We start from the raw sequence: 13,412 nt of genomic DNA, 5'->3' as shown, positions 1-13,412 counted from the left end.
GAGTGGGTTGTCGCACCGAAGCTTAGAGTTGGGCCGTGACCACAGATGACACCGCCGGCGTGGGCCCGCAGGAGGCGGCTGGGGAGATCCTCGCCCAGTTGCATCGTCTCCTGGAGGTTGTCGGCCGCTATCAGCCGGTCGGCTCCGGATGGCTGCTCGCCGATGAGCTGAGCGAGCATCTGGGCGGCCCGGCCCACGAGATGGCCGTCCTCAGCGAGGAGATCCCCAACCATCGGTTTGTCGACTTCGACATCGCCGCCGAAGACATCGCCAGCCGCGATCGGCTCCATAGATCCGTCGGTGTCGGCGGCGGCGAGGCCCGCTATCACTTCAACCTCCCCGACATGATCCAGCCACCCGGCGTCGGGCACGGCGCGCCGCTGCCGCTCGCCCAGGTCGACTACGCCAATGTCGCGACTGGCCCCGACAGCGAGCGGGCCGCGATCGCCTGCGGCGTGCGCCTTTTCCGGTATGCCGACACGCCCGTCGCACTCCTGCACCGCAAGGCCAACCCCCACCGCGGCCGCGGCCAGGCCCTGCTGGAAGTGCTGTGTCCGGACCGGGAGGTCTCGGCCCGGCTGCTGGAGGAGTTGCGGGAGACCTCGCTGCGGCGCAGCGTGCTGCGTGGCCAGGTGGTCTCGCTCGCCTCCTCGGGATACGAGATGTCCGAGGAGGGGCTGACCTTCGTGCCCAGGCCGCAGTTGTCGGCCGACCAGGTCATCCTCCCCGACGGGGTCCTGGGGCAGGTTGAGGGGCACGTCGTCGGCATCGCCGAGCACGCCGAGGAGCTGCGGAAGCACGGCCAGCACCTCAAACGGGGCGTGCTGCTGTTCGGGCCGCCCGGCTCGGGCAAGACCCACACCGTGCGTTATCTGCTGAGCACGACGCCGCGGCATACGGTCGTCTTGCTGGCGGGGGACACCCTGCGCTATGTCGGGCTGGCCGCCAAGATCGCGCGGGCGATGCAGCCGGCGATCGTGGTCCTCGAGGACTGCGACCTGATCGCCGAGGACCGGGACATCAACTATGGCGCCAAGCCGCTGCTCTTCGAGGTCCTCGACGCGATGGACGGGCTGGACGCCGACGCCGACGTCACCTTCTTGCTGACGACCAACCGGGTCGAGGCGATGGAGCGGGCCTTGGCGCAGCGGCCCGGCCGGGTCGACCTGGCCGTCGAGATCCCGCTGCCCGACGAGGCCGGCCGGCTGGCGCTGCTGCGGCTCTATGCACCGGACGGCGCGTTCAGCGATGCGATCCTCACCGCGACCGCGCGCCGCACCGAGGGCACGACCGCCTCGTTCAGCAAGGAGCTGATCCGCCGGGCGGTGCTGTTCGCTGCGCACGATGGTGTGGGACCGGACGACGATCACCTGGTCACGGCGACCGACGGCATCCTCGCCGACGGTGAGCGGCTCTCCCGGGTCCTGCTCGGTGTCGCCGGAGATGATGACGCGGAGGATCCGAGTGGGCACGCGCGGCGGCACCGGGGCCCACGGCCCGGGCTGTTCCCCGGCTGACCAGGATCGCCCGTCCCCGCTTCGGCTCAGTGGGCCGCTGTGCCCGCGCCAACGCCAGCCCGTCGCTGACCAGTCCCGCGGGTCGAGAGGACCCGGTCGGCGCGGTTATCGCGAGAAAGGTGCCGACACGCTCCTCTCGACCCGGCCGGGCCGATCATCCGCCGCTTAGTCACCAAACTCTTTCGGCTCAGGCGTGCGCGCTTCGGCTCAGGCGTGCGCGCGTTCACGCACCAGGCTGGCAGCGGATTCGTCGTCGACGGTGTCGAAGAAGCCGCCGACGACGTTCTCGAGTTCGGCGAGCGATTCGGCGCAAAAGAGCACCGGCTGATACGTGGTGATGTCATAGGGGATGGTCGCCATCGCCGCCAGGTCGAGCGGGCGGAACTCCATGTGCCGGTAAGCATCCATCTCGCCGAAGCTGGACAAGATGCCCGCGCCGTAGGCCCGGATGTCGCCCCGCTCGCGCATGACGCCGAACTCCATCGTGAACCAGAAGACATCGGCGATCGCCTTGACGGCGAGGTCGGTTTCCACGCGCCGGGTGGCCCGCCCGGCGGCCGCGGTCAGCCGCGCGAACCGCGGGCTGGCCAGCTGATTGGCGTGGCCGACGACCTCGTGGATGACGTCCGGCTCGGGGGTGTAGAGCGGCTGGGAGGGATGGCGCAGGTATTGCGTCGAGTGGAAGACCCGCCGCCCGAGTGCGCCATAGAACTCGCGCAGGGCGACCAGCCCGGGCGCGGCGACATAGGTCCACCCGGTCAACGGCCGCAGCCGGTCGCCGACCTCGGTCAGCTGCGGGATCCGGTCGGTCGGCAGGTCGAGCGCGGCCTTGGCGCAGCGGTATTCGCTGTGCGCAGACCGGGCGTGTTTGGGGGCGAGTTCGGCGCAGGCGATGCGCCATACCTCGTGCTCGGCGTCGGTGTAGTCGATCCGCGGCGGCGTCGCCCCGCCGGCCGCGATCGCGGCCGCGGCGATCTGCTCACGCCGGGCGCGATAGACCGGGTCGGTGACCCCGGGGTGGTCGGCGCCGAGATGGACCTCGACTCGCCCGTCGGCGTGCTGGGTCACCGGCGAATAGAGCTGGCCTTCCTCGAACATCCGAGTCACCTCCTGATCCGTTGACGGCGTCGTGAACGCGGTCACCTGTGGGTGGCCACTGAAACAGGCGATGGCGCTCGTTGGCTAGTGTGTATGGCCGCACTGGGCACACGGGCCAGAACTGCGTGGTTGTCGCGGCCCGGAGCTGGGCAAAATGTCCAGCTCCGGGCTCGGTCGGTCAGTTGCCGCCGGAGCCGAGGCCGTCCTTGATCAGCCCCATGACCGAGGAGTCGGCGAGCGTGGTGACGTCACCGATCTCGCGGTTCTCGGCGACATCCTTGAGCAGCCGCCGCATGATCTTGCCCGAGCGGGTCTTGGGCAACTCGGTGACCACAAGGATGGTGCGCGGCTTGGCGATCGGGCCGATCTCCTTGGCCACGTGGTTGCGCAGCGCGGTGACGATGTCGGAGTTGTCGTCGCTCTCATGCCCGCTTCCCGCGCGCAGGATGACGAAGGCGACCACCGCCTGACCCGTCGTCTCGTCGCTCGCACCGACGACGGCCGCCTCGGCGACGTGCGGGTGGGAGACCAGCGCCGACTCGATCTCCGCCGTCGAGAGCCGGTGCCCGGAGACGTTCATGACGTCATCCACGCGGCCGAGCAGCCAGATATTGCCGTCGGCGTCATACTTCGCGCCGTCACCGGCGAAGTAGTACTCCGGGCCGAAGCGGCTCCAGTAGGTATCCCGGTAGCGCTGCGGGTCACCCCAAATGCCGCGCAGCATCGCCGGCCACGGCTTGGTCAGCACCAGGTAGCCGACCTTGTCGGCCTCGGTGAACGGGTGGCCCTCGTCGTCGAGGATCTCGGCGCTGATTCCCGGGATCGGCTTTTGCGCCGACCCGGGCTCCAGCGTGGTGACGCCCGGGAGCGGGCTGATCATGATCGCGCCGGTCTCGGTCTGCCACCAGGTGTCGACGATCGGGCAGCGGTCGCCGCCGATGTACTTGCGATACCACAACCACGCCTCGGGGTTGATCGGCTCGCCGACCGAGCCGAGGACCCGCAGCGAGGACATGTCGAACTTCTGCGGGATCTCGTGGCCCCATTTCATGAAGGTGCGCACCGCTGTCGGGGCGGTGTAGAGGACCGACACCCCGTACTTCTCGATCAGCTCCCACCAGCGGCCCTGGTGCGGGGTGTCCGGGGTGCCCTCATACATCACTTGGGTGGCGCCATTGGCCATCGGCCCGTAGACGATGTAGGAGTGGCCGGTCACCCAGCCGATGTCGGCGGTGCACCAGTAGACATCGGTGTCCGGGTGGACGTCGTGAACGATCGCGTTGGTGTAGGCGCACTGGGTGAGATAGCCGCCGGTCGTGTGGAAGATCCCCTTGGGCTTGCCCGTCGTTCCCGAGGTGTAGAGGATGAACAGCGGATGCTCGCTGTCATGCGGGGGTGCCTCGTGCTGCTCGCTGGCCGGGCCGACCACGTCGTCCCACCACAGGTCGCGCTCCTCGGTCCACGGGGTCTCCTGGCCGGTCCGCCGGACGACGAGGACCTTTTCGACGGTGGTCTCGGCGTGCTCGAGGGCGGCATCGACGGCAGGTTTCAGGGCGCTCGGTGCGCCGCGGCGATAGCCGCCGTCGGAGGTGATGACCAGCTTGCAGGACGCGTCGTTGATCCGCGTGTTGAGGGCCTCGGCGGAAAACCCGCCGAAGACGACGGAGTGCGGCGCGCCGATCCGGGCGCAGGCGAGCATGGCGATCGCCGCCTCGGGGATCATCGGCAGATAGATCGCGACCGTGTCGCCCGCGGTCAGGCCGAGCGACTCCAGCGCGTTGGCGGCCTTGCACACCTCCCGCTGCAACTCGGCATACGTGATCGTGCGGGTGTCACCCGGCTCTCCCTCGAAATGAATGGCTACCTTCTCGCCCTTGCCGGCCTCGACGTGCCGATCGACGCAGTTGTATGCCGCGTTCAACTCGCCCCCGACGAACCACTTCGCGAACGGGGCGTCGGACCAGTCCAGCGTGGCGTCGAAGTCTTTGGCCCACGTGATCCGCTCGCGCGCCTGCTGGGCCCAGAAGGCTTCCGGGTCGGCGTCGGCGTCGGCATACATCTGCGCGGTGCCGTTCGCCTGGGCCGTGAAGGCGGGGTCCGGCGGGAATGTGCGGTGCTCGTGGGACAGGCTCTCCTCGGACACGGGCTCCTCCTTGGGCTGCGGGTGAACGCCACCACCCTGGCCTGAACCGCGCCGGAGGGCAACCGTTGCCGCTCGTGGCGCGCCCGGCGGGTCCGGCGCTGCGGCGAATGGCGCCCGCCCGAGGCCGCGACCGGGCCCGATCAGGGATGCTGGTCGGGTGGGCCGTCGCAACCTCGCCTGGCTGGCCGGGCTCGCGTTGGCCATCCTCGTGGTCGCGACGTGGCCGGTGGTGCGCGCGGGGATTTGGGCCGGTGGCGAGCCCGCGAGTGCGACGACGCGTGCGGTCGCGCAGGTGCCGGGCGGCATACCGCGGGATTGTTCGGTCGATGTGACCGCGCGGCTGCAGCGCTGGATCGACGCGCAGCCCGATGGCGATGCGGGTGACCCCCAGGTGCTCGATCTCGGCGCGGGATGCTTCCGGCTGGGCTCCGCGCAAGCGGGCACGCGCGGGGCGAGGGGCGATCTCGGACCGCGCAACGGGCTACTCCTGATCGGCCGCATGCATCTCGTGCTGCGCGGTTCGGCGCGGCTGGTCGCCGTCGGCGAGGCCGCCGCGGACGGGGGCAGCCCGATCCCGCGCGCCCTGGTGTGGATCGAGGACAGCGACGACGTCCTGGTCACCGGTGCCGACGTCGACCGGGACGGGCGGGTCGGTCCGGTCGAACGGCTGCGGATCGAGGGCACCCACCGCGGTGGTCGTTATGACCCGGTGCGCGAGCACGACCACGGCATCCGAATCCTCGGCGGCCACCGGATCCGGGTGCGGAACGTCGCGATCGAGCGGAGCTGGGGCGACGGGGTTTATGTCGGCCCGAGCCCCACTCGAGGGCGCGCCGAGCCCGCCCGCGAGGTCGAGGTGAGCGACAGCGTGATCCGTGACTCGGGGCGGCACGCGATCAGTTGCGTCGGCTGCGACGGTCTGCGGGTGCGGGACAACCGGCTGACCGACGTGGGCTATTGGGTCATCGACCTGGAGCAACAACTGGCGCTGGTCCCGATCCGCGATGTCGCCATCACCGGCAACGAGGCGCAGGGCGCACGCTATGGGTTCACGGCGATCTCGGCTGTGGGCTCGGCCGCGGCCGGGATCGCGGACGTCGTGGTGCGCGCAAATACGTTCACCAACTCCCAGACCTGTCTCGAGTTCGTCTCGATCAACGGCGCCGAGGCTGTGGGCGCACGCGCCCCGACCGAGCGGATCACGATCAGCGACAACGTCTTCCACGTCAACCAACACGGGATTCTCGCTCGCGACGTCACCGAGCTGACCGTGACCGGCAACCGCGGAGTGACCCGCAGCGCTCGGTCGTGCCCCCTCGCCCCGGGGCCGGGGCTGCCGGATCGGTATGCGTTGCTCGTGGCGTTGCCCGGAACGGCCGGCCTGACGCTGGGCGACAACAGCTTCGCCGCTGCTGAGGACGACGGACCGAGAATCCCGACCGCCGAACTGGTCCGGGTCACCGCTCCGCGCAACGGCTGACCCGGGAGTCTGGCCCAGGACGGCACTCAATGGTTGGCTATGCCCTGACCCCGACGCTCGACCAATCCAGCAGGAGGCCTGACCATGAGCATCGTCGTCGCCTACACCCCCGACCCGGCCGGGCAGGCCGCGCTCGACCTCGGCCTCGCCGAGGCGAAGCTGCGCGGCCAGGAGCTGATCGTCGTCCACGCGACCTCCGGCGACACCGGCCGGCATGGACGTGCCGCCCATGCCGACGAGATCCGCTCGGTCGAGGAGGCGCTCGCCGAGGCGGGCGTGCAGCATACGGTCAAGGAGCCGGTCGGACCCGACATCGCCGACCTGGTGTTGGCGCAGATGGAGCAGGCCGGGGCAGAGCTGCTCGTCGTCGGGCTGCGCAAGCGCTCGCCCGTGGGCAAGTTGTTCCTGGGCAGCGTCTCTCAGCGGCTGCTGCTGGACAGTCCGGTGCCGGTCTTTGCCATCCACGGCAAGAAGTAGAAATTCGGCGCGGCGCGCGAACTGACCTACCCTTGGTTGGTGCGCGAGCGTGATAACCGGCTGTTTCTAGCCCAGATGGCGGGAGCCGACCCCGACCGGCTGCGCACCACGCCCGAAGACATCAAGGTCTATACCCTGCTCGGATCGACGGTCTTCATCTCCTCGGGGATGGCGGTCGTCGGCATGTTCGTCACGCTGTACTTCGCCTTCGCCTATGGCGACGACGGCTCGTTCTTCACGATCGTGCTCATCGCGCTGCTCGCGCTCGCCTATGGCGCGGTCATCCTGATCATCGACCGGATGCTCGTCGCGCTGCCGCTGCGCAGCATCGACTTCGTCGAGGGCAAGGACGGGCAGGTGCGCGTTCGCAACGGCTCGCTGCTGCGGATGGGCGTGGCGCTGCTCCCGCGTGTCCTCCTCGCCCTGACCATTGGCATCCTCGTCGCCGAGCCGCTGCTGCTGCTCGCCTTCCGCGAGGAGGTCGACGCGCGCGTCGGCCGGATCGCCACCTCGGCGGCGCGCGAGGCGCAGGCCGCCGACGCCGTCCGCTATCAGGATCTGATTGACCAAGCCGCGCTCAAGACCCCCGAGCAGCAGCAGTTGGAGGCGCTGATCGCCCGGCGCACCGAGAACCTCGACCAGATCGGCACCCTCACCGAGAAGGCCGAGAGCGAGGAGGCCCTGGCTCGGGCCGAGGCCTCCGGCACCAACGGCGACACCTTCGGCGAGGACCTGTCCGGGCTGCAGGGCTGCGGTCCGCGCTGCCAGGGGCACCAATACCAGGCGAGCAAGGCCCGCGCCGAGATCAAGACGCTCCAGAGCGCCAACGACCAACTGACCACCTCGATCGACCAGCTGACCGAGCGCGTCGGCAACGCCGAGTCCGACCGAGTCGCGGCCTACAACCGCTCGCTGGAGGACCTCAAGGCCGCCCAGGCGGACTCGGGCAATCTCAACGCCTACAACCAGGGCATCCTCATCCGCATCCAGGCGCTGGAGCAACTGGCCACCAGCGACTACCCCTTCGGCGGCGACCCGGCCAACCGGCCGACCGTCGCGACGCCGGCCACCCCGAGCGCCACCTCGACGCCTGCCCCCTCCGGGGAGGCGTCCTCCTCGGCGGCCTCGGGCTCGGCGGGTGCTTCCGGCAGCAGGAGCGCCAGTGCTTCCGGTAGCGGCTCGGCGAGCGCGGCCCCGAGCGCATCCGGCAGCAAGTCGGCGAGCGCGTCCGAGAGCACCGGTCCGGGCTCCGTCGCCCCGGTCTCACCGACCGGCCCGGCCGTCACCGCCCGCGACTCGGCGGTCGAGTCCGACTCGCTGCGCGCCCACCGCTGGCTCGGGCTGACGCCCCTGGCCGTCGCCATCAACATCACCCGGCTTTTCCTGATCGCGCTGGACACGATGCCGATCCTCGGCAAGGCGCTGGTCTCGTTGCGCAAGCGTCGTCCCTACGAGACGGCGGTCGCCCGGGCCGAACACAACCGGGTTCTGGAGCAGATCGTCGCCGTCGACGCGGCCGAGGCCGAGTCCGACCTGCTGCGCGCCTCGATGCGTGAGTCGCGCCGGGCCGCCTTCGACACCGCTGGTGGCGCGTGGGTGGCCGGGCCGTGGGGCGACAGCTTCGTCGGCCCGGACGGGTCGCTCACCCTGCCCGACGGCGCCCACGCTGGCGTGCACGGGCTGTCCGTGGAGCGCGCCACCGACGGCAGCTGGTCGGTCGGCACCCGAGATGACGGCGTGGTTCCCGGGCCGCCGGCGCCCCGCCGCGAAACGGCGCCCCGCGGGGCCACCACGGCGGCGAGCACGACCGCCGGGGCCACGACGGCGGGGACCACGACGGCGGGCAACGCGACCACGGCGAGCACGACCACGGTGGCTCGCCCGGCACCCGGCGATGAGACCGCCCCGCTGCCGGTGACCGATCCGGGTCCGCCGCGCCCGAGCCGATGAGGCGGCCGCCGCCGCCCTCGGACGATTTGAGCCAGGGCCCGGTCCACCTCGACGCCGGTCAGCCGAGCCTGCAGATCCCGACCGAGTCGGGAGAGCCGATCACCGTCCGCATCCGCGCGGCCCGCGGCGCCGCCGCGCGTCGCCACAGCAGCGCGCGACGCCTGGAGAATATCCTCGGCGTGCCCCGGCCCTGGACCGGCGATCCCGGCCAGGAACCGCCGGGAGTGCCGCCGCTGAGCCGGGCGCAACGCAGCCGGCATACGCGCGGGCTGCCGCCGATCCAGGAACTGGCGATTCAGGTCCGTGGGCTGCGCGTGACCACCCCCGGCGGCCGCACGGTGGTGGGGGATGTCTCCTTCGACGTCGCCCCCGGCGAGGTCCTCGCGATCGCCGGCCCCGACCAGAGCGCGGTTGCGGCCGTGGTGCAGGCCCTCGTCGGCAGCCGCCCGTTCACCGGCCGGATCTCGTATGGCGCCGAGCACCTCACCGGCGAGACCGCGCCCCGCGTGCGCTCGGTGCTCGGGATCATCCCGCGGCGGGAGTTGCCGGCCGGACCGATGCCGCTCGGACGGGCGCTCGAGCACGCGGCGCGGTTGCGCCAGGCGGGCTCCTCGGCGCCGGCGCGCCGGGAAGCGGTGGCCGAGGTGAGCCAGGCCCTGGGGCTCGCCGGGGAACTGCACCTGCCGCTCGATCGGCTGAGTGCGGCCAGCCGCAAGCGCGCCGCCGTCGCGGCGGAGGTCGTGTCCCGGGCCAGCGTCATCGTGCTGGAGGACCCGACCGAGGGACTCGACCCGGCCGAAGGGGCCGAGTTGCTGCGGATGCTGCAGGCGCTCGCGTTGACCGGGCGCCGCACGATCGTGATCACCACGAATGCGACCGCTGCCTTGTCGGCCGCCGACAGCGTCGTGCTGCTCGACACGACGTCGAGCGGCTCGGCGCGGTTGGGCTACCACGGTCCCCCGGAGGCCGCGCCCGCGCACTTCGGCGCCGGCCGCGACTGGGACTTCGCGCACGTCTACGCCCAGCTCGCCGACCCCGCGGCCGATTGGGCGGGCTCGTTCCGGCCGCGGCTGAGCGCCTTCGACCCCGACATCCCCGGGGGGCCCGCGCTGCACCGCCGGTCCTGGCCGGGACTCGTCGGCTCCGCGTGGCGGTTGGCGGCGCAGCGAGTGGAGGAGTTGCGCTGGGCGCCGGGCACCGTGGCCGCGCTGGCGGGCCCGGCCGTCGCCCTGGTGGTGATCGCGCTGGCCGTCCTCGGCTGGGGCAACTTCGACCCGACGCCGCCGACCGCGGCGGCGACCAGCCCCCGACTGCTGCTGGGGTTCGCGACCCTGGTCGCCGTCCTGCCCGGCCTCTTGGTCGCCGGCGCGGAGGTCGTGCGTGAACGCCGCCGGCTGGATCGAGACCTGGCCGTGGGGCTGAGCCCGGCGGCATACGTCCTCGGCAGGTGGGGAGCGCTCGCGGTCGCGAGCGTGCCGCCAGCGCTGCTGGCCCTCGTGCTCTTCGTCGGCCAAGGCGGCGGACCGGGTGTGCTCGCGGCGGCCGTCGTGCTGGTCCTCGGCGCGGCGGCAGCGGTGGCCCTAGGGCTTGCGGTGAGCGCCCTGAGCCGGCGGCAGGCGCCAGGCTTGTGGGGCGTGGGCGCGGTGCTCGTGGCCCACGTGTTGCTGTGCGGCGCGTTCGTCGCGGTCGAGGACAGCCCGCTGCGGTTCGTGGCTGCCCTCAGCCCCGGCTATTGGGTCTTCCGCGGGCTGGCCACCAGCGCCGACCTGGCCCGCCTCGACGACGCGACCCCGTGGGCGGTCGCGGGCGGGGTGGGTGGGCCGGTGATCGCCCTGGTGATGCTCACCGCCGCGGGGCTGCTCGCCGCGGCCCTGCTGCTGTGCTTTGGTCCACGGTCACCAGTTGTGGGCGACGTCGACGACCAGGCGTGAGGTCGTGCCGTCGGTGAGTTTGGTGACCCGCATCGGCAGCCGGGCACGGACCCCGACCCCGATGCCGCTGGTGCCTTCGAAGGAGCCGAGCCAGCGCACCTGGCGCAGCGTCTGGTAGCCGGTGACGTTGAGTGCCTCGGCGGGGTTGGTGGGCTGATAGTGCAGGTTGCCACCGGCGTCGTAGGCCGGGGCGTTAACCGTGATCTTGAGCTTTGCGCCGCCCCGCACCGGCAAGACGGCGCCGGAGCCGTCCTGGACGATCGCGGCGACATACTCGACCCGATAGCCGGGGGCCCGGCCGGTGAGGTCGACGACGATCCGGTCGAAGCAGGTATGCCGCCCGCTGCGCAGGTTCTCCACCGGGCCGGTCGTCGACGTCCGGTCGGTCTTGGCCAGCGAGCCCCAGGTGTAGTGGCAGACGGTGGGCGCGCTCGATGTCGGCGCGGCGGCTGCGGGTAGCCCCACCGACGAGCCGGTGGCGACCCCAGCTGCGGCGGCGATAGCGATCAGGCGAGCGGCGGTGTGGTGGGTCATCGCGGGCGTCCTCTCTCAACAGTGACGCCTCTTTCACGCGGCAGGCGCCGCCCCGGTTGACCGGAGCGGCGCCACGAAGCCCACGAACGACTGGCGGGCTTCAGTGCTCGATGGCCGAGGCCACACCGTGGCCGGTCAGGCTGCGCACCTCCATCTCGGCATACTTGGCCGCGTCGAACTCCTTGCTGGTCACCGAGCCGAGCCAGCCGAGGAAGAAGGCCAGCGGAATCGAGATCAGGCCGGGGTTGTCCAGCGGGAACCAGTGGAAGTCGATAGTGGGATCGGTGACCATCGACGGGCTCAGCATGGCGGTGGTGCCGTCCGCGAGTTTCGTGGCAACGCCCGGCTTGCCGGAGACGACCGGGCTGAAGATGATCAGGCCGATCGAGGAGATCAGGCCGCCATAGATCGACCACAACGCGCCCCGGGTGTTGAACCGTTTCCAGAACAGCGAATAGAGGATCGTCGGCAGATTCGCCGACGCGGCGACCGCGAAGGCCAACGCCACCAGGAAGGCGATGTTCTGGCTCTTGGCGAGCATGCCACCGAGGATGGCGACGATGCCAATGCCAATCGCGGCGACGCGGGCGACCCGGACCTCTTGCTCCTGGGTGGTCTGGCCCTTCTTGACGACTTCCTTGTAGAGGTCATGCGCGAAGGTCGCCGACGCGGTGATCGTCAGCCCGGCGACGACCGCGAGGATCGTCGCGAACGCGATGCCGGCGACGATGCCGAGCAGCGGGGTCCCGCCGAGCTTGTAGGCGAGGATCGGTGCGGCGGCGTTCTGCTTGCCGGCGGCGGCGTTGATCTCGTCGGCACCAACGAGGGCGCCGGCGCCGAAGCCGACGACGAGCGTGAGCAGATAGAAGCCGCCGATCAGCCAGATCGCCCATTCGACCGACTTGCGGGCGGCCTTGGACGTCGGGACCGTGTAGAAGCGCTGCAGGACGTGCGGTAGGCCGGCCGTGCCGAGGACGAGCGCCATCGACAGGGAGATGAAGTCGATCTTGGCCTGGGTGGTCGTCCCGTACTTGGTGCCGAAGTGCAGCAGCTTGTCGGCGACGGCTTCCGGCGTCGTCGTCGTGCCGGCCTTGGCGGCCGTGGCAACCGCCTTGGCCGTGGTCGTGGAGCCGGCGGACGTGTCGACCGCGTCCGTGAACAGGGAGGAGAGGCTGAAGCTGTACTTGCCGAGCACCCAAAGCGTCATGATCGCCGTGGCGGTGATCAGCAGCAGCGCCTTGATGATCTGCACCCACGTGGTGCCCTTCATCCCGCCGATGAGGACATAGGTGACCATGACCGCACCGACGATTGCGATGACGATGTTTTGGGCCGCCTCGCCGGAAACCCCGAGCAACAGCGAGACCAGCCCGCCGGCGCCGGCCATCTGGGCGAGCAGATAGAACAGCGAGACGCACAGCACCGAGACCGAGGTGGCGATGCGGACCGGGCGCTGCTTGAGCCGGTAGGACAAGACGTCGGCCATCGTGAACCGGCCGGTGTTGCGCATCAGCTCGGCGACGAGCAGCAGCGCGACCAACCAGGCGACGAGGAAGCCGATCGAATAGAGGAAGCCGTCCATGCCCTGCAGGGCGATGGAGCCGGCGATGCCGAGGAAAGAGGCGGCGGAGAGGTAGTCGCCGGCGATGGCGATGCCGTTCTGGCGGCCGGAGAAGGCGCCGGCAGCGGTGTAGTATTGCTCGGCGGTCTTCTTGCCCGAGGCCACCCGGATGACGATGGCCAAGGTGATGACGACGAAGCCGCAGAAGATGCCAATGTTGACCGCGGGCTCGCCGTAGGTCTTGGGCTCGTTGAGGAACGGAAGGGCGAGGGTCAGGGCGCTCATGTCAGTGCTCCGCTCCGCCGTCGAGCTCGGCACCGATGGCGTCCGCGGCCGGGTCGAATTCCCGGTTGGCCCAGCGGGCATAGATGAACGTAATGGCAAATGTCGTGACGAACTGTAGGAAGCCGAAAATCAGCCCGACGGAGATCTTGCCGAAGACGAACTTGTTCATGAAGTCCGAGGCAAAGATCGACAAGAAGACGTAGAGGAAATACCAGGCGAGGAAGAAAGCGGTCATCGGGAAGACGAACCCGCGGAACTTGCGCCGCAACGATTGGAACTCCTGCGACTGTTGCACGGCCAGATAGGCCTCGCTGGTGGTGGATACTTCGGAACTCACGGGCCACCTCGATGGTCGTCGGCGGGCGCCCTCGCCCGCCGGTGGATGGGGCCTAGCGTGGTGGCTGGCCACGCCGAGGCACCACTAGGGCATTGGGTC

General features: G+C 70.5%; 10 protein-coding genes. 5 read left to right on the top strand and 5 right to left on the bottom strand.

Going from position 1 to position 13,412, the window contains the following annotated elements; translation table 11 throughout:
- The first annotated feature begins 35 nt into the window (after positions 1–35).
- Positions 36–1,517 carry an AAA family ATPase gene (locus tag V9G19_RS00905; protein ID WP_462283616.1) on the top strand — a complete coding sequence of 494 codons (1,482 nt, stop codon included), beginning with the start codon at positions 36–38 and terminating at the stop codon, positions 1,515–1,517.
- Between the two features lie 207 nt (positions 1,518–1,724).
- Here V9G19_RS00905 and V9G19_RS00900 read toward each other — a convergent pair whose 3' ends face one another.
- Positions 1,725–2,615 (bottom strand): phenylalanine 4-monooxygenase, encoded by an 891-nt coding sequence (locus tag V9G19_RS00900; RefSeq protein ID WP_462283615.1) that lies wholly within the window; start codon positions 2,613–2,615, stop codon positions 1,725–1,727.
- A 178-nt stretch (positions 2,616–2,793) separates the two neighbouring features.
- Positions 2,794–4,758 (bottom strand): acetate--CoA ligase, encoded by a 1,965-nt coding sequence (gene acs / locus V9G19_RS00895; protein WP_462283614.1) that lies wholly within the window; start codon positions 4,756–4,758, stop codon positions 2,794–2,796.
- Positions 4,759–4,915: 157 nt separating this feature from the next.
- Here acs and V9G19_RS00890 point away from each other — a divergent pair, with 157 nt between their 5' ends.
- From V9G19_RS00890 to V9G19_RS00875, 4 genes are all read left to right on the top strand, one after another.
- Positions 4,916–6,238, top strand: coding sequence for a right-handed parallel beta-helix repeat-containing protein (locus V9G19_RS00890; protein WP_462283613.1), 1,323 nt, complete (start codon positions 4,916–4,918; stop codon positions 6,236–6,238).
- Between the two features lie 84 nt (positions 6,239–6,322).
- Entirely contained in the window at positions 6,323–6,715 is a 393-nt protein-coding gene (locus tag V9G19_RS00885) for a universal stress protein (protein WP_462283612.1), read from the top strand.
- 39 nt (positions 6,716–6,754) lie between these two features.
- A complete protein-coding gene (locus tag V9G19_RS00880; RefSeq protein ID WP_462283611.1) occupies positions 6,755–8,665 on the top strand; it encodes a DUF4407 domain-containing protein in 1,911 nt (636 codons plus the stop codon).
- A 26-nt stretch (positions 8,666–8,691) separates the two neighbouring features.
- Entirely contained in the window at positions 8,692–10,596 is a 1,905-nt protein-coding gene (locus V9G19_RS00875) for an ABC transporter ATP-binding protein (protein WP_462283610.1), read from the top strand.
- On the opposite strand, the gene V9G19_RS00870 is transcribed toward V9G19_RS00875, so the two are convergent.
- The 3 genes from V9G19_RS00870 to V9G19_RS00860 form a co-directional block, all read right to left on the bottom strand.
- A complete protein-coding gene (locus tag V9G19_RS00870; RefSeq protein WP_462283609.1) occupies positions 10,561–11,130 on the bottom strand; it encodes an AMIN-like domain-containing (lipo)protein in 570 nt (189 codons plus the stop codon). The genes V9G19_RS00875 and V9G19_RS00870 overlap by 36 nt on opposite strands.
- Positions 11,131–11,230: 100 nt before the next feature.
- Positions 11,231–12,976 carry a solute symporter family protein gene (locus V9G19_RS00865; RefSeq protein ID WP_462283608.1) on the bottom strand — a complete coding sequence of 582 codons (1,746 nt, stop codon included), beginning with the start codon at positions 12,974–12,976 and terminating at the stop codon, positions 11,231–11,233.
- Position 12,977: 1 nt separating this feature from the next.
- On the bottom strand, positions 12,978–13,313 hold the full coding sequence (locus tag V9G19_RS00860; protein WP_462283607.1) for a DUF485 domain-containing protein: 336 nt from the start codon (positions 13,311–13,313) through the stop codon (positions 12,978–12,980).
- Positions 13,314–13,412: the final 99 nt, after the last annotated feature.

The organism is Nostocoides sp. (genome assembly GCF_037045025.1).
Taxonomy (GTDB): Bacteria; Actinomycetota; Actinomycetes; order Actinomycetales; family Dermatophilaceae; genus Nostocoides_A.
Note: the sequence above shows the minus strand (reverse complement) of the source record. Positions and strands in the feature narration are given on the sequence as shown.